This is a genomic window from Pseudomonas sp. D5(2026) (genome assembly GCF_057766845.1).
The window spans coordinates 1,003,036-1,019,922 of record NZ_CM173421.1 but is presented as its reverse complement, the minus strand read 5'-3'; the positions used below and the strand labels follow the sequence as shown (position 1 = coordinate 1,019,922).

The following is a 16,887-nucleotide window of genomic DNA, read 5'->3' as shown; positions in this document are numbered from 1 at the left end:
CATGAGCGAGTTGCGTTTCACTGAAGATCACGAATGGCTGCGCGTCGAAGCCGATGGCAGCGTCACCGTGGGCATCACCGCCTACGCCCAGAATGCCCTGGGCGACGTGGTTTTCGTGCAACTGCCAGAGTTGCAGCAGTATGAGAAAGGCAGCGAAGCGTCCACCGTCGAATCGGTCAAGGCCGCCAGCGGCGTGTACATGCCACTGACGGGTGAAGTGGTCGAAGTCAACGGCCAGCTCGAAGACAGCCCGGAACTGGTCAACGAAGACCCGATGGGCGAAGGCTGGTTCTTCCGCTTCATCCCTGCCGATGCAGAAGCCGTGACCGCTCTGCTCGACCAGGATGCCTACGACCGCCTGCTCAAAGCCAACGACGACGCCTGAGGACACCCGCCATGACCATCAACCTCGGCACCGCCAACGAATTCATCGCCCGTCACATTGGCCCGCGCGCCGCTGACGAACAGGCCATGCTCACTGCACTGGGCTTCGACTCGCTGGACGCCATGACCGCTGCGGTCATCCCCGACAGCATCAAGGGCACGAGCGTGCTTGGCTCGCATGACGGCCAAAGTGAAGCGGATGCGCTGGCCGCACTCAAGGCCATCGCCGGCAAGAACCAGCTGTTCAAAAGCTACATCGGTCAGGGCTACTACAACACTCACACTCCGGCGCCGATTCTGCGCAACCTGCTGGAAAACCCCGCCTGGTACACCGCCTACACCCCATACCAGCCAGAAATTTCCCAGGGCCGCCTGGAAGCGCTGCTGAACTTCCAGACCCTGATCAGCGACCTCACCGGCCTGCCGATCGCCAACGCCTCCTTGCTCGACGAAGCCACGGCTGCGGCCGAGGCCATGACCTTCTGCAAGCGCCTGTCGAAGAACAAGGCCAGCCACACCTTCTTCGCCTCGGTACACTGCCACCCGCAAACCCTCGACGTGCTGCGCACCCGTGCCGAGCCGCTGGGTATCGAAGTTGTGGTTGGCGACGAGCGCGAGCTGGGCGATGTCAGCGCCTTCTTCGGCGCCCTGCTGCAATACCCGGCCAGCAACGGTGAAGTGTTCGACTACCGCGAGGTCGTACAGCGTTTCCATGCTGCCAACGCTCTGGTCGCCGTAGCAGCAGACCTGCTGGCCCTGACCCTGCTGACCCCACCGGGCGAATTCGAGGCTGACGTGGCCATCGGCAGCGCCCAACGCTTCGGCGTGCCACTGGGCTTCGGTGGCCCGCACGCGGCTTACTTCGCCACCCGCGATGCGTTCAAGCGCGACATGCCTGGCCGCCTGGTCGGCGTGTCGATTGACCGCTTCGGCAAAACCGCCCTGCGTCTGGCCATGCAGACCCGCGAGCAACACATCCGCCGCGAAAAGGCCACCAGCAACATCTGCACCGCCCAGGTGCTGCTGGCCAACATCGCCAGCATGTTCGCCGTCTACCACGGCCCTGCCGGCCTCAAGCGCATTGCCGAGCGCACCCATGCCCTGACCGCGATCCTTGCCGCCGGCCTGAAGGCGCTGGGCGTACAGGTGGTAGGCGCCAGCGCCTTCGACACCCTGACCCTGGCCACCGGCACTGCCACCGCCAGCCTGCATGGAAAGGCACGCGCCCAAGGCATCAACCTGCGCCAGATCGATGCCGCCCATGTGGGTTTGTCTCTGGACGAAACCAGCACTCAGGCTGACGTCGAGTCGCTGTGGCAGCTGTTGGGTGGCGAGCAGGCACAGCCTGACTTCACCGCACTGGCCGCCAGCACCGGTTCCCTGCTGCCTGCCGCCCTGCTGCGCCAGTCGGCCATCCTGGAACACCCGGTGTTCAACCGCTACCACAGCGAAACCGAGCTGATGCGCTACCTGCGCCGCCTGGCCGACAAGGACCTGGCGCTGGACCGCAGCATGATCCCGCTGGGCTCGTGCACCATGAAGCTGAACGCCGCCAGCGAAATGATCCCGGTCACCTGGGCCGAGTTCGGCAACCTGCACCCGTTCGCCCCGGCCGAGCAGAGCCAGGGCTACCTGCAGATGACCACCGAACTGGAGGCCATGCTGTGCGCGGCCACTGGCTATGATGCCGTGTCGCTGCAGCCCAACGCCGGCTCGCAGGGCGAATACGCCGGGCTGTTGGCGATCCGCGCCTACCACCGCAGCCGTGGTGAAGGCCACCGCGATATCTGCCTGATCCCGTCGTCGGCCCATGGCACCAACCCGGCCACCGCACATATGGCTGGCATGCGTGTCGTGGTTACCGCCTGTGACGCCCGTGGCAACGTCGATGTCGAGGACCTGCGCGCCAAAGCCATCGAGCACCGCGAGCGCCTGGCTGCAATCATGATCACCTACCCGTCGACCCACGGCGTGTTCGAGGAAGCGATCGGCGAAATCTGCGCGATCATCCACGACAACGGTGGCCAGGTGTACATCGACGGCGCCAACATGAATGCCATGGTCGGACTGTGCGCGCCAGGCAAGTTCGGCGGCGACGTTTCCCACCTGAACCTGCACAAGACCTTCTGCATCCCGCACGGTGGTGGTGGCCCGGGCGTTGGCCCGATTGGCGTCAAGTCGCACCTGGCGCCGTTCCTGCCAGGCCATGCACAGCTGGAAAACACCCAGGGCGCGGTATGCGCTGCGCCGTTCGGTAGCGCCAGCATCCTGCCAATCACATGGATGTATATCCGCATGATGGGCGGTGCCGGCCTCAAACGTGCCTCGCAAATGGCAATCCTCAACGCCAACTACATCGCCCGCCGCCTGGAAGAGCACTATCCTGTTCTGTATACCGGCGGTAATGGCCTGGTGGCTCACGAATGCATTCTCGACCTGCGCCCACTGAAGGACACCAGCGGCATCAGTGTCGACGACGTGGCCAAACGGTTGATCGACTTCGGCTTCCACGCCCCGACCATGTCTTTCCCGGTGGCTGGCACGCTGATGATCGAACCGACCGAAAGCGAGTCCAAAGAAGAACTGGACCGCTTCTGCAACGCGATGATCCAGATCCGCGAAGAAATCCGCGCGGTGGAGGACGGTAGCCTGGACAAGGACGACAACCCGCTGAAAAACGCCCCGCACACCGCGGCTGAGCTGGTTGGCGAATGGACCCATGGCTACAGCCGCGAGCAGGCGGTATACCCGCTGGCGAGTCTGGTGGAGGGCAAGTACTGGCCGCCGGTCGGCCGGGTCGACAACGTGTTCGGCGACCGCAACCTGGTGTGCGCCTGCCCGTCGATCGAGAGCTATCAGGACGCCTGATTGCGCTCAGGCCCGCTACCTGACTTGAGGTGTGGACCTCTGTGGGAGCGGGCACGCCCGCGAATGCGATGATGACTTCACCGACGCATTCGCGGGCACGCTCGCTCCCACAGGGTTCACCGTCCGCCTAATTTCCCCGGCTGGAGGAACCACCATGTCACTGAGCGTCTTCGACCTGTTCAAGATCGGCATCGGCCCCTCCAGCTCCCACACGGTCGGCCCGATGCGCGCCGCTGCGCGGTTCGCCGAAGGGCTGCGCCGTGATGGCTTGCTTACCCGCACCGCCAGCGTCAAAGCCGAGCTGTATGGCTCACTGGGCGCCACAGGCAAAGGCCACGGCAGTGACAAAGCCGTGCTGCTGGGCCTTGAAGGCGAACACCCGGACATTATCGACACCGACAGCATTCCCGCTCGCCTGCAAGCCATCCGCGACAGCGGACGCATCAACCTGCTGGGCGAGCACAGCATTGCGTTCATCGAAAAGCAGCACCTGGCGATGATCCGCAAGCCGTTGGACTACCACCCCAACGGCATGATCTTCCGCGCGTTCGACGACGCAGGCCTGCAAATCCGAAGCCGCGAGTATTACTCGGTAGGCGGTGGTTTCGTGGTCGACGAGGACGCTGCCGGCCACGACCGCATCGTCGAGGACACCACGGTGCTGGCCTATCCGTTCAAGACCGCCAAGGAGCTGCTCGGCCACTGCACCGCGCATGACCTGTCGGTGAGCCAGGTGATGCTGGCCAACGAGACCGCCTGGCGCCCAGAAGCAGAAACCCGAGCCGGGCTGCTGCGCATCTGGCAGGTGATGCAAGATTGTGTCGCTGCTGGTTGCCAGCATGAGGGCATATTACCGGGAGGGCTCAAGGTCAAACGCCGTGCGCCGGCCCTGTACCGCCAACTGAGCGGCCACCCGGAGGCCAGCCTGCGTGACGCCCTGTCGGTGCTCGACTGGGTCAACCTCTACGCCTTGGCAGTGAACGAGGAAAACGCCTACGGCGGTCGTGTGGTTACGGCCCCTACCAACGGCGCAGCGGGCATCGTCCCGGCAGTCCTTCACTACTACATGCGCTTCGTGCCGGGTGCCAGCGAGGACGGGGTGGTGCGCTTTCTGCTCACCGCCGCAGCCATCGGCATCCTGTACAAGGAAAACGCCTCCATCTCCGGTGCCGAAGTGGGCTGCCAGGGCGAGGTCGGCGTGGCCTGCTCGATGGCCGCCGGGGCGCTGTGCGAAGTGATGGGTGGCAGCGTGCAGCAGGTGGAGAACGCCGCCGAAATAGGCATGGAACACAACCTGGGCCTGACCTGCGACCCGATCGGCGGCCTCGTTCAGGTGCCCTGTATCGAGCGCAATGCGATGGGCTCGGTGAAGGCCATCAACGCGGTACGCATGGCCCTGCGCGGCGACGGGCAGCACTACGTGTCGCTGGACAAGGTCATCCGCACCATGCGCCAGACCGGCGCCGACATGAAAAGCAAATATAAAGAGACCGCCCGTGGCGGCCTGGCCGTCAACATCATTGAATGTTGACCCGACAATGACAGCAAGGAGTCATCGATGTCCGAAACACTGCTCAAGACCCCACTGCATGCCCTGCACCTGGAACTGGGTGCGCGCATGGTGCCGTTCGCCGGCTACGACATGCCGGTGCAGTACCCGCTGGGTGTGCTCAAGGAACACCTGCACACCCGCGAGCAGGCCGGCCTGTTCGACGTCTCGCACATGGGCCAGATCATTCTGCGTGGTGCTGACGCCGCCAAGGCGCTGGAAAGCCTGGTACCGGTGGATATCATCGACCTGCCGGTGGGCATGCAGCGCTATGCCATGTTCACCAATAAGCAAGGCGGCATTCTTGACGACCTGATGGTTGCCAACCTGGGCGACGACACTCTGTTCCTGGTAGTCAACGCGGCCTGCAAGGCGCAGGACCTGGCTCACCTGCAAGCGCACATCGGCAGCCGCTGCGAGGTGCAGCCGCTGTTCGAGGAGCGTGCCCTGCTCGCCCTGCAAGGCCCGGCTGCGGTCAAAGTGCTGGAACGCCTGGCTCCAGAAGTGGCCGGCATGATCTTCATGCAGTTGCGCCGGGTAAAGCTGCTGGACGTGGACTGCTTCGTCAGCCGCTCGGGCTACACCGGCGAAGACGGCTACGAGATCTCGGTACCGGTCAACGCTGCCGACGCCCTGGCCCGCCGCCTGCTGGCCGAGCCGGAAGTACAGCCGATCGGCCTGGGCGCACGCGACTCGCTGCGCCTGGAAGCTGGCTTGTGCCTGTATGGCCATGACATGAACACCGAGACTACGCCGATCGAAGCCAGCCTGCTGTGGGCGATTTCCAAGGTGCGCCGTGCCGAGGGTGCACGTGCTGCCGGCTTCCCTGGTGCCGAGGCGATCTTCGCCCACGTGCGCGACGGGGTCGCGCGCAAACGCGTAGGCTTGTTGCCTCAGGAGCGTACGCCAGTACGCGAAGGCGCGGACATTGTCGACGCAAACGATAAACCGGTGGGTAAAGTATGCAGCGGAGGCTTTGGTCCGACACTCGCTGCACCTGTCGCAATGGGTTATATCGATAGTGAACATGCTGCACTCGACACTGCACTGTTTGCCGTGGTGCGTGGAAAGAAGGTGGCCTTGAAAGTCAGCAAAATGCCTTTCGTGACACCACGTTACTACCGTGGCTGAAACGGCTTTGTGAAGGTTTTGGGCAGCGTCGACATATTCGTTTTCGAACCTGCCCAATAACTTTTGAACATGGCGCCAGGCCAGGCGCCATGCCGTTTCCGACAAATCGGTCGGTTATCGGCAAGCGGCCAGTTTTCCATACGACCAAGGGCTTGTTTTTCGCTCGGGAGTTGGCGTAGAGTCACTGCACTGTGTTTGCATGGGTCGCAACAGTTCGTGACCTGGGCCAGTAGCCGAGATTTGCTACAACCCGTTCGACGTCTCTTACTTCCTGCAACCCAGCCCAGTAGTCTTTCGCTTACAAAAAAGTGCGAAAGAAACTGTCATCAAAATTTAAGTTTCATAGGAAATAAGACAATGGCTGAGCGTCAGAAGGGTACCGTCAAGTGGTTCAATGACGAAAAAGGTTACGGCTTCATTACCCCAGAAAGCGGTCCGGATCTCTTCGTGCACTTCCGCGCTATCGAAGGCAACGGCTTCAAGAGCCTGAAAGAAGGCCAGCAAGTCACCTTCGAAGCAGTCCAGGGCCAGAAAGGCATGCAGGCTGACAAGGTTCAACCTGTCTGATCCAGCGCCAGACTTTGAAAAGCCCCTGCCAAGTGCAGGGGTTTTTTTTTGCCCGTAGAATAGTGGGCTCGTATTTTGGAGCGTCCTGCATGTCCAAGCCTCTACTCACACCCCAGGGTGATTTTCCGCCGGTCAGCCTGGGCCGGCGCCTGGCTGCAATGTTCTATGACTTTTTGCTGTGTACCGCACTGCTGATCGTTACCGCTGGCGCCTACAAGATGATTCAGATGTCGATCATCGGCGAAGCACGTATGCGCGAGCTGACCGAGGCCGGCGCACTGGATGGCGACCCACTGCTGTCTACGGTATTGCTGTTTGCCCTGTTCGGCTTCTTTGCCAAGTTCTGGACCCACAGCGGGCAGACGCTGGGTATGCAGGTGTGGGGCGTCCGGGTGCAGAATGCCGATGGCTCGGCCATCAGCCTGTGGCAGGCGCTGTTGCGGTTCGTCGTGTCGATCGCCTCGTGGCTGTGCCTGGGGCTGGGTTTTTTCTGGGTGCTGATCGACAATCGCAAGCGTGGTTGGCATGACATCTATTCGGAAAGCCAGCTGGTGCGGGTTCCTAAACAGAAGAAATAAGCCACAAGCTTGGCGTTGCCGGTTCGGCCCTTTCTTGATGCCTGCGCGGTACCTGTAGGAGCGGGTTTACCCGCGAAGAGGCCGGGACAGCTCAACACCCATGAAAAAGCCGACCCTGAGGTCGGCTTTCTTGTGCAGCTCAGGCTATTAGCCTGCCCGGCGCAGCAACCACACGCCCGCCAATGCACAGATACCTGCCGGGATCACCACCGCTAGCAGCGGCGGGAAGCCGAATACCTGACTCGAAGGCCCGAGCAGGTCCTGGCCAATGCGAAACACGAAGCCCACCAGTACACCCGTGAACACGCGCTGACCGAGGGTTACCGAACGCAGCGGGCCAAAGATGAACGAGATCGCCATCAGCACCAGAGCCGCCGTTACCATCGGCTGCAGCACCTTGGTCCAGAACGCCAGCCAGTAGCGGGCGTTGTTCAGGCCCTGGTCAGACAGGTAGTGGATGTAGTCCCACAACCCGGTAATCGAAAGCGACTCCGGCGCGAGGATTACGGTATTGAGCAGCTCTGGCGTGAGCGATACATCCCAGCGCTCCTCTGGCGCGTTGACCACCTCGGTATGGTCGCCACGGAAGTAGGTGGTACGCACATCGGCGAGCAGCCAGTGGTCGCTCTGGTACTGTGCGCGGCGGGCAAAGCTCGAGGTGACGATCTTGCGCTCGCTGTCGAAGCGGTAGCGGGTCACGCCCAGCAGCAGGCCATTGGGCTGTACGGCGTTGATGTGCACGTACTCCTCGCCCTGGCGGTGCCACATGCCGCGCTTGGAGCTTTGTGCCTCACCACCACCCTGAGCCAGAGAACGGTCGGCCTGAGCCTTGTTCTCAGTCACCGGAGCCACATATTCGCCAATCAGCAGACCAACCAGCATCAGCACCAGCATCGGCTTCATCACCGCCCAGACGATGCGGCCGATGGACACGCCGGCCGCACGCATGATGGTCAGCTCGCTGCTGCTGGCCAGACTGCCCAGGCCGATCAGGCAACCGATCAAGGCGGCCATTGGCAACATTTCATACAGCCGCCGAGGCGCGGTAAGCAGGACAAAGTTGCCCGCTTCCATCACTGTGTAGGTGTCACTCAGGTCGCTCATCTCATCGATGAAAGCGAAAAGTGAAGCCAGGCCGAGGATGATCCCCAGCACGGCCAGGATGGCCAGCAGCACGCTCTGGCCGATGTAGCGATCGAGCTTAGCCATGGGCCACCTCCGCACGGCGGGCGGCGCGTTTGAGGCGCAGCGGCTCCCAGTACATCAGGCCAAGGCCGATCAGCAGGAACAGGCCGTGTACCCACCACATGCCCAGGGCAATCGGCAGTTTGCCCTTCTCGAGGGCGCCGCGTACGGAAATCAGCATTGTCAGGTAGGCCATATACAGAAGAATTGCCGGCAGCAGCTTGAGGAAGCGGCCCTGGCGCGGGTTGACCCGCGACAGTGGCACTGCCAGCAGGGTGACGACGAACACCAGGATCGGCAGCGACAGCCGCCATTGCAGCTCGGCGCGCTCACGCAGGCCCTTGGCGCCGATCAGTTCGGAGGTGGGAATAGCTTCGCGCTCGGTCACTTCCTCGGCCACTTCCGGCTTGGGCAGCAGCACGCCGTAGGTGTCATACTTGATGGCGCGGTAGTCGGCCTGGCCCGGATTGCCGTCGTAGCGGTAACCGTTTTCCAGAACCAGGTAACGGTTGCCGTCGGCCTGGATTTCCTGGTGACCTTTTTCAGCGACCAGCACCGATGGGGCGCGGTCCTTGGTCTTGTCCTGGTTGAAGCGCTTCTCGGAGATGAACACCCCGCCCAGGTTGATGCGGTCATCCGACAGTTGCTCGGTATAGGTTACCCGCGAGCCATCACGCAAGGTCTGGAAGCGGCCCGGCACCAAGGTATCGAACTCGGTCAGGGCATCCTGCTGGCTGATGATCTGCTGCACCTGGGCCACGCCCTGCGGGGCCAGGCTCATGCTCAACCAGGCCACCAGCAGGGCAACCAGGGCAGCCGGTGCCATGGTCAGGCCCAGCAGGCGCTGCTGGCTCATGCCTGTGGCCGACAGCACGGTCATCTCGCTTTCCAGGTACAGGCGCCCGTAAGCCAGCAGTATGCCGAGGAAGAGCCCCAGAGGCAGGATCAGTTGCAGGAAGCCTGGCAAGCGGTAGCCCATGATCAGGAACAACACGCCAGGGTCGAGCACGCCTTGGGCAGCCTGGGCCAGGTACTTGATGAAGCGCCCGCTCATGATGATCACCAACAGCACAGCGCTGACGGCGCTCAAGGTCACCAGGACCTCGCGGGACAGATAACGAAAGACGATCAAACCAGACACTCCTGGGTTGTCAGGGCGGACAGCCATGCAATGGCGCCAAACAATGACTTAGTACATCCAAGACCAATGCCGGTTCGCCAAAGGCGAACCTCCATGTAAAGTGCGCGCATTATCCTGTGATTGACCGCCCCTGTCACTTGGCCGCGCACGAAGGTGCACAACGGGGTTGTCAGCACGCTTGCCACAGGCTCAAACTGGCAGCTTTTCCGCTGGTGCGCGACGACGCGGCCAGGCCCGTCCAGAGCGCCGGAACACACGGCGCCATTCGTATCGATCATTCGGGGATCCTGACATGGAACTGGTTGTAAAAAGCGTAGCTGCTGCATCCGTAAAAACCGCCACCCTGGTCCTTCCGGTAGGTGAAAACCGCAAGCTCGGCGCTGTTGCCAAGGCTGCCGACCAGGCCAGCGAAGGCGCCATCAGCGCCGTGCTCAAGCGCGGCGACCTGGCCGGCAAGCCGGGCCAGACCCTCCTGCTACAGAACCTCCCTGGCCTGAAAGCCGAGCGCGTGCTGCTGGTGGGCAGCGGCAAGGAAGAAGCCCTGGGCGACCGCGCCTGGCGCAAACTGGTGGCCAGTGTCGCTGGCGTGCTCAAGGGCCTGAATGGCGCTGACGCAGTGCTGGCCCTGGACGATATCGCGGTCAGCAACCGCGACGCCCATTATGGCAAGTACCGCCTGCTGGCTGAAACCCTGCTGGACGGCGAGTATGTGTTCGACCGCTTCAAAAGCCAGAAAGCCGAGCCGCGCGCGCTGAAGAAGGTCACCCTGCTGGCCGACAAAGCCGGCCAGGCCGAAGTCGAGCGCGCGGTCAAGCATGCCAGCGCCATCGCCAGCGGCATGGCCTTCACCCGCGACCTCGGCAACCTGCCGCCTAACCTTTGCCACCCAAGCTTCCTGGCCGAACAGGCCAAAGACCTGGGCAAGGCGCACAAGGCCCTCAAGGTTGAAGTGCTGGACGAGAAAAAGATCAAGGACCTGGGCATGGGCGCGTTCTACGCCGTGGGCCAGGGCAGCGACCAGCCACCCCGCCTGATCGTGCTCAATTACCAGGGCGGCAAAAAGGCCGACAAGCCTTTCGTGCTGGTGGGTAAAGGCATTACCTTCGACACCGGCGGCATCAGCCTCAAGCCAGGCGCCGGCATGGACGAAATGAAGTACGACATGTGCGGCGCCGCCAGTGTGTTCGGCACCCTGCATGCAGTGCTCGAACTGCAACTGCCGATCAACCTGGTGTGCCTGCTGGCCTGCGCCGAGAACATGCCAAGCGGCGGTGCCACCCGCCCAGGTGACATCGTTACCACCATGAGTGGCCAGACCGTGGAAATCCTCAACACCGACGCTGAAGGCCGCCTGGTGCTGTGCGACACCCTGACCTACGCCGAGCGCTTCAAACCGCAGGCGGTCATCGACATCGCCACCCTGACCGGCGCCTGCATCGTCGCCCTGGGCAGCCACACCTCCGGCCTGATGGGCAATAACGACGACCTGGTCGGGCAGTTGCTCGATGCCGGCAAGCGCGCCGACGACCGTGCCTGGCAGTTGCCGCTGTTCGATGAATACCAGGAGCAACTGGACAGCCCGTTCGCCGACATGGGCAACATTGGTGGGCCGAAGGCCGGTACGATCACCGCTGGCTGCTTCCTGTCGCGCTTCGCCAAAGCCTACAACTGGGCGCACATGGACATCGCCGGTACCGCCTGGGTCAGTGGCGGCAAGGACAAAGGCGCCACTGGCCGCCCGGTTCCTCTGCTGACCCAGTATCTGCTGGACCGCGCTGGCGCCTGACGCCGTGAATCCGGTGGTGCCTTGCGCGCCACCGGCCGGCGATTCCCACCATGAGCAAAGTCGACTTCTACATTCTGCCCACCGACTCGCTGTCGGCTCGGCTCGATTTCGCCTGCAAGCTGTGCGAGAAGGCCTGGCGCCTCGGCCACCGCGTCTATCTGCACTGCCAAGATGCAGAACAGCGCAGTGAACTGGACCAACGCTTGTGGCGCTTCAAGGGCGAGGCTTTCGTGCCCCACGACCTGGCCGAGGTCCATGCAGATGCTGGCGTGGTGCTGGGCCTGGCTGACAACGCGGGCGAGCACTGCGGTCTGCTGATCAACCTCGGCGCCAGCGTGCCGGGCTTTGTCGGGCAGTTCGAGCGGGTGGCCGAAATCGTCGTTGAAGAGCCCGCCATCCGCCAATCAGCCCGTGAGCGATTCCGTTTCTACCGTGAACAGGGCTATGCTCTGCAAGACCACCGCTTACAGCGACTTTGACGACGATGGACAAGCCCTCCCCTTTGCCCGATTCCGCCCACCTGCTCGATGACCTCGAGTCGATCCGTCAGCTGCTTGGCGACGCCGACCTGCAACCGCCGCTGCTCACCGAGACGGTAGAGAAGATTCCGTTGCTGCTGGACGAAACCGCCAGCGACCCCGCGGCGCCCGACGAACCGGTAGCTGCCGAACCCGAGGACGACCCGCAAACCCGCCGCCAGGACACCCTGCTGCACCTGGAAAGCGAGCTGCGCGCTGCCGCGCAGATGATCATGCAGGACGTGATCAACGACTTTACCCCGCATATCGAGAACGAAATCAAGCGCCGGCTGGATGCGCGGATCGAGCGCCTGATCAAGCGTTCCGAGTAGAATCGGGCAACGGTGTCGCCTGCTTCGCAGGCAAACCCGCTGCCACAGGTTCGAAGCCTGCGCTTTGCCCGCGAGACAGGCGACACTGTTCCGACAGTTGTCAGCAGCTTGTCGCCTGCGGCCCCCAGCTTGGTTATACTTCCCGGCTTTCCCGAATAAATGCACAGGGTCCCGCCGCGCATGGATAAGACCTACCAGCCGCACGCAATCGAAACCTCCTGGTACAACACCTGGGAGTCCGAGAACTATTTCGCTCCACAAGGTGCAGGCGAGTCCTACACCATCATGATCCCGCCGCCGAACGTAACCGGCAGCCTGCACATGGGCCACGGGTTCAACAACGCGATCATGGACGCCCTGATCCGTTTCCGCCGCATGCAAGGCCGCGACACCCTGTGGCAGCCTGGTACCGATCACGCGGGTATCGCCACGCAGATGCTGGTCGAGCGCCAACTTGAAGCCAAAGGCCAGAACCGTCATGACCTGGGCCGCGAAAAGTTCCTGGAAAAGGTCTGGGAATGGAAGGATCAGTCCGGTGGCAACATCAGCCGCCAGATTCGCCGCCTGGGCTCATCGGTAGACTGGAGCCGCGAGCGCTTCACCATGGACGATGGCCTGTCCGAAGCAGTAAAAGAAGCGTTCGTGCGCCTGCATGAAGACGGCCTTATCTACCGCGGCAAGCGCCTGGTCAACTGGGACACCAAGCTGCACACAGCGATCTCCGACCTCGAAGTGGAAAACCACGACGAGAAAGGCCACCTGTGGAACCTGCGCTACCCGCTGGCCGACGGCGCCAAGACCGCCGAAGGGCAGGACTACCTGGTGGTTGCCACCACTCGTCCGGAAACCCTGCTGGGTGACGCCGCCGTGGCAGTCAACCCGAACGACGAACGCTACCAGGCACTGATCGGCAAATTCGTCGAACTGCCATTGGTCGGCCGCCGCATCCCGATCATCGCCGATGACTATTGCGACCCCGAGTTCGGTACCGGTTGCGTGAAGATCACCCCGGCCCACGACTTCAACGACTACGAAGTCGGCAAGCGTCACAACCTGCCGCTGCTGAACATCTTCGACAAGAACGCCTTCGTGCTGGCCAGTGCCCAGGCCTTCAACCTCGACGGCAGCGTCAACGAGCAGGTCGACACCCAACTGCCGGCCCAGTATGCCAACCTTGACCGTTTTGTCGCGCGCAAGCAGATCGTCGCCGACCTGGACGCCCAGGGCTTGCTGGTCAGCATCGACGACCACGCCCTGAAAGTGCCGAAAGGCGACCGCTCCGGCACGGTCATCGAGCCGTGGCTGACCGACCAGTGGTACGTTTCCACCAAGCCGCTGGCAGAACCTGCCATCGCCGCCGTGGAAGATGGCCGCATCCAGTTCGTGCCCAAGCAATACGAGAACATGTACTTCTCCTGGATGCGTGATATCCAGGACTGGTGCATCAGCCGCCAGCTGTGGTGGGGCCACCGTATTCCGGCGTGGTACGACGAGGCTGGCCAGGTCTACGTTGGCCGCAGCGAGGAAGAAGTACGCACTAAGCACAAGCTGGGCGCCGACGTGGCCCTGCGCCAGGATGACGACGTACTCGACACCTGGTTCAGCTCGGGCCTGTGGACATTCTCCACCCTGGGCTGGCCGGAGCAGACTGAATTCCTCAAGAAGTTCCACTCCACCGACGTACTGGTGACTGGCTTCGACATCATCTTCTTCTGGGTTGCGCGCATGATCATGCTGACCATGCACCTGATCAAGAACGAAGACGGCACCCCGCAGGTACCGTTCAAGACCGTGTACGTGCACGGCCTGGTACGTGACGGTCAGGGCCAGAAGATGTCCAAGTCCAAGGGTAACGTGCTGGACCCGCTGGATATCGTCGACGGTATCACCCTCGACGCCCTGCTGGAAAAACGCACCAGCGGCATGATGCAGCCCAAGCTTGCCGAGAAGATCGCCAAGCAGACCAAAGCCGAGTTCCCCGAAGGTATTGCCAGCTACGGCACCGACGCCCTGCGCTTCACCTTCTGCTCGCTGGCCTCGACTGGCCGCGACATCAAGTTCGACATGGGCCGCGTCGAAGGCTACCGCAACTTCTGCAACAAGATCTGGAACGCTGCCCGCTACGTGCTGGACAAGGGTGAAGACTGCGGCCAGAACGGCGAAGCCTACGAGCTGTCGCTGGCCGACCGCTGGATCATCTCGCAGCTTCAGCGTACCGAAGCCGAAGTAACCCGCCAGCTGGAGCAGTTCCGCTTCGACCTGGCCAGCCAGGCGCTGTACGAGTTCATCTGGAACCAGTACTGCGACTGGTACCTGGAGCTGTCCAAACCGGTACTGTGGGACGAAAACGCCCCGGTAGAGCGCGCCCGCGGCACCCGCCGCACCCTGGTGCGTGTGCTGGAAGTGGCACTGCGCCTTGCGCACCCGTTCATGCCGTTCATCACCGAAGAAATCTGGCAGCGCATCGCGCCGCTGGCCGGCATCGACGGCAAGACCATCATGCTGCAGCCGTGGCCAGTGGCCAACGAAGCGCGCATTGACGCCGCCGCCGAAGGCGACATCGAGTGGCTGAAAGAGCTGATGGTCGGCCTGCGTAATATCCGTGCCGAAATGAACATCGGCCCAGGTAAGCCGCTGCCACTGTTCCTGAAGAATGCCAGCGCCGACGACCAGCGCCGCCTGCAGGAAAACGAAGCGCTGCTGAAGAAGCTGGCCAAGGTCGAATCGTTCACCGTACTGGGTGATGCCGACGAAGCGCCGCTGTCCGCTACCGCCCTGGTAGGTGACCTGCAAGTGCTGGTGCCAATGGCCGGGCTGATCGACAAGGATGCCGAGCTGGCACGCCTGAACAAGGAAATCCAGCGTCTGCAAGGTGAAGTGCAACGTGTTGGCGGCAAGCTGTCCAACGCAGCCTTCGTCGACAAGGCCCCACCTGCGGTGATCGAGAAAGAACGCGCCAAGCTGGCCGAGTCTGAACAGGCTCTGGCCAACTTCACCGAGCAGCATGCGCGGATTGCTGCGCTGTAAACACTAGAGAGACCGTTGGGGCCGCTACGCGGCCCTTTCGCGACACAAGGCCGCTCCCACAGGACGGCGCCAACCTTCAAGGCGCCACCCTCCTGTGGGAGCGGCCTTGTGTCGCGAAAGGGCTGCGTAGCAACCCCAGGTTCTTCAAGCCACCGCTCGTATAGGGCTGGACACTGCCATGACCCCGAACAAACCCACCCTGCACCCGCGCAACCGCCACCAGGGTCGTTACGACTTCCCCAGCCTGATCAAGGCCCACCCTGATCTGGCCCGTTTCACCATCACCAACCCCCACGGCAAGCCCAGCATCGACTTTGCCAACCCCGAAGCCGTCCGCGTGTTCAACCGTGCACTGCTCAAGGCCCAGTACGGCATCCAGCACTGGGACATCCCGGCCGATTACCTGTGCCCGCCCATTCCTGGCCGTGCCGATTACATCCACGTAGCCGCCGACCTGTTGGCCGATGACAATGCCGGCGACGTCCCAAGGGGCCCCCAAGTGCGCGCGCTGGACATCGGCGTGGGGGCCAACTGCATCTATCCACTGCTGGGCCACAGCGACTACCGCTGGCGCTTCCTCGGCTCAGACATCGACCCCATGGCCTTGGCTTCGGCCAAGGCCATCATCCAGGCCAACGGTTTGGGCAAGGCCATTACGCTGCGTCAGCAGGCCAACCGAGCGCACATCCTCAGCGGCCTGCTGCAGGAGGGCGAGCGCTTCGACCTGACTTTGTGCAACCCGCCCTTTCATGCCTCACGCGACGAAGCCACCCGCGGCAGCCAGCGCAAATGGAAGAACCTTGGCAAGCAGGACCCCAAACGCAAGCTGCCGGTGCTGAACTTCGGTGGCCAGAACAATGAACTGTGGTGCGAAGGTGGGGAAATCCGCTTTGTCACCCAATTGGTTGGCGAAAGCGTGCAGTACGCCGGGCAGGTGCTGTGGTTCACCAGCCTGGTGTCCAAGGCCAGCAACCTGCCGGGCATCGAGGCCGCGTTGAAGAAGTCCGGCGCCAAGGCCGTGCGCATCATCGAGATGGGCCAGGGGCAGAAACAGAGCCGCATGGTCGCCTGGAGCTTCCATGACGACGCCGCACGTCAGGCCTGGCACGCCCGGCGTAAATCACAGGCATGAAAAAACCGCGCCCGGGCAAGCCGGGCGCGGTTTCGTCAAAGCAACAATTACTTGTTGATAGCGTCGGTCAGCACTTTGGCTGGAACGAACTTGACGACTTTCTTGGCAGCGATTTCGATGGCAGCGCCAGTCGAAGGGTTGCGGCCGGTACGGGCAGGACGCTCGGAGACTTTCAGCTTGCCGATGCCTGGCAGAGTGATTTCAGCGCCGTTTTCCAGTTGGTCTGCAACGATCTGGCCCAGTTGCTCCAGAGCGTTCTTGGCGGTGGCTTTTGGCGCGGCGATCGATTCGGCGATGTCGGCAATCAGTTGGTCTTTGGTCAATGCCATGGTGGTGTTCCTTCCCTATCAAATTCGATGGTTATGCAGCGGACTACGACGTTATCGGGCCAGCCCCTTTAAATGGAGGGCCGCGCCAATTGCGTATGTAGATACGTAAATCGGCGTTTGGTTCGACACGACGAAAGCAAGCTGCCAGCACTGCGCCACACGAGGGGCGCAAGACCGCGCAAAACTACCACAGGAATGGATAAATATCCGCTTCGCACTTTGATTAAATGCAGGTTTTTCGGGCGTTTCAGCTGAAAACACACAAAACTGAACAAAAAACGAACAACAGACATATCTGCCAACATACGGCCACTGCATCACCTCAGGTCTAGGTTAAACTTGGCAACTTTTGCAGCTCGC

General features: G+C 62.3%; 14 protein-coding genes. 11 read left to right on the top strand and 3 right to left on the bottom strand.

Annotation, left to right across the window (positions count from 1 at the left end; translation table 11 throughout):
* The first annotated feature begins 1 nt into the window (after nt 1).
* From gcvH to AC3B5Q_RS04735, 6 genes are all read left to right on the top strand, one after another.
* Nucleotides 2-385 (top strand): glycine cleavage system protein GcvH, encoded by a 384-nt coding sequence (gene gcvH, locus AC3B5Q_RS04760; RefSeq protein ID WP_003255087.1) that lies wholly within the window; start codon nt 2-4, stop codon nt 383-385.
* Between the two features lie 11 nt (nt 386-396).
* Nucleotides 397-3,252 carry an aminomethyl-transferring glycine dehydrogenase gene (gene gcvP, locus AC3B5Q_RS04755; protein ID WP_028698094.1) on the top strand — a complete coding sequence of 952 codons (2,856 nt, stop codon included), beginning with the start codon at nt 397-399 and terminating at the stop codon, nt 3,250-3,252.
* 154 nt (nt 3,253-3,406) lie between these two features.
* On the top strand, nt 3,407-4,783 hold the full coding sequence (locus AC3B5Q_RS04750; protein ID WP_021781880.1) for an L-serine ammonia-lyase: 1,377 nt from the start codon (nt 3,407-3,409) through the stop codon (nt 4,781-4,783).
* Between the two features lie 27 nt (nt 4,784-4,810).
* The gene (gcvT, locus tag AC3B5Q_RS04745; RefSeq protein ID WP_488392855.1) at nt 4,811-5,932 is read left to right on the top strand and encodes a glycine cleavage system aminomethyltransferase GcvT; all 1,122 of its coding nucleotides are present in this window, start codon (nt 4,811-4,813) and stop codon (nt 5,930-5,932) included.
* 357 nt (nt 5,933-6,289) lie between these two features.
* Nucleotides 6,290-6,499: a cold-shock protein gene (locus tag AC3B5Q_RS04740; RefSeq protein ID WP_014589840.1), complete on the top strand. Its 210-nt coding sequence runs from the start codon at nt 6,290-6,292 to the stop codon at nt 6,497-6,499.
* A gap of 89 nt (nt 6,500-6,588) precedes the next feature.
* The gene (locus AC3B5Q_RS04735) at nt 6,589-7,077 is read left to right on the top strand and encodes an RDD family protein (RefSeq protein ID WP_021781878.1); all 489 of its coding nucleotides are present in this window, start codon (nt 6,589-6,591) and stop codon (nt 7,075-7,077) included.
* A 147-nt stretch (nt 7,078-7,224) separates the two neighbouring features.
* On the opposite strand, the gene lptG is transcribed toward AC3B5Q_RS04735, so the two are convergent.
* Nucleotides 7,225-8,286, bottom strand: a complete 1,062-nt coding sequence (gene lptG / locus AC3B5Q_RS04730; protein WP_021781877.1) for an LPS export ABC transporter permease LptG — start codon at nt 8,284-8,286, stop codon at nt 7,225-7,227.
* Entirely contained in the window at nt 8,279-9,394 is a 1,116-nt protein-coding gene (gene lptF, locus AC3B5Q_RS04725) for an LPS export ABC transporter permease LptF (protein WP_021781876.1), read from the bottom strand. The genes lptG and lptF overlap by 8 nt, the downstream gene beginning before the upstream one ends.
* Nucleotides 9,395-9,695: 301 nt before the next feature.
* On the opposite strand from lptF, the gene AC3B5Q_RS04720 reads away from it, so the two are divergent.
* From AC3B5Q_RS04720 to rlmF, 5 genes are all read left to right on the top strand, one after another.
* Nucleotides 9,696-11,189 carry a leucyl aminopeptidase gene (locus AC3B5Q_RS04720; protein ID WP_021781874.1) on the top strand — a complete coding sequence of 498 codons (1,494 nt, stop codon included), beginning with the start codon at nt 9,696-9,698 and terminating at the stop codon, nt 11,187-11,189.
* 50 nt (nt 11,190-11,239) lie between these two features.
* The gene (locus AC3B5Q_RS04715) at nt 11,240-11,668 is read left to right on the top strand and encodes a DNA polymerase III subunit chi (protein ID WP_021781873.1); all 429 of its coding nucleotides are present in this window, start codon (nt 11,240-11,242) and stop codon (nt 11,666-11,668) included.
* 5 nt (nt 11,669-11,673) lie between these two features.
* Nucleotides 11,674-12,039: a DNA polymerase III subunit chi gene (locus tag AC3B5Q_RS04710; protein ID WP_488392853.1), complete on the top strand. Its 366-nt coding sequence runs from the start codon at nt 11,674-11,676 to the stop codon at nt 12,037-12,039.
* A 180-nt stretch (nt 12,040-12,219) separates the two neighbouring features.
* Nucleotides 12,220-15,066: a valine--tRNA ligase gene (locus tag AC3B5Q_RS04705; RefSeq protein ID WP_447782266.1), complete on the top strand. Its 2,847-nt coding sequence runs from the start codon at nt 12,220-12,222 to the stop codon at nt 15,064-15,066.
* 178 nt (nt 15,067-15,244) lie between these two features.
* The gene (gene rlmF / locus AC3B5Q_RS04700) at nt 15,245-16,198 is read left to right on the top strand and encodes a 23S rRNA (adenine(1618)-N(6))-methyltransferase RlmF (RefSeq protein ID WP_021781870.1); all 954 of its coding nucleotides are present in this window, start codon (nt 15,245-15,247) and stop codon (nt 16,196-16,198) included.
* Between the two features lie 47 nt (nt 16,199-16,245).
* Here the strand turns inward: rlmF and AC3B5Q_RS04695 are convergent, their stop codons facing one another.
* Nucleotides 16,246-16,527, bottom strand: a complete 282-nt coding sequence (locus tag AC3B5Q_RS04695; protein WP_003255106.1) for an HU family DNA-binding protein — start codon at nt 16,525-16,527, stop codon at nt 16,246-16,248.
* Between the last annotated feature and the right edge of the window lie 360 nt (nt 16,528-16,887).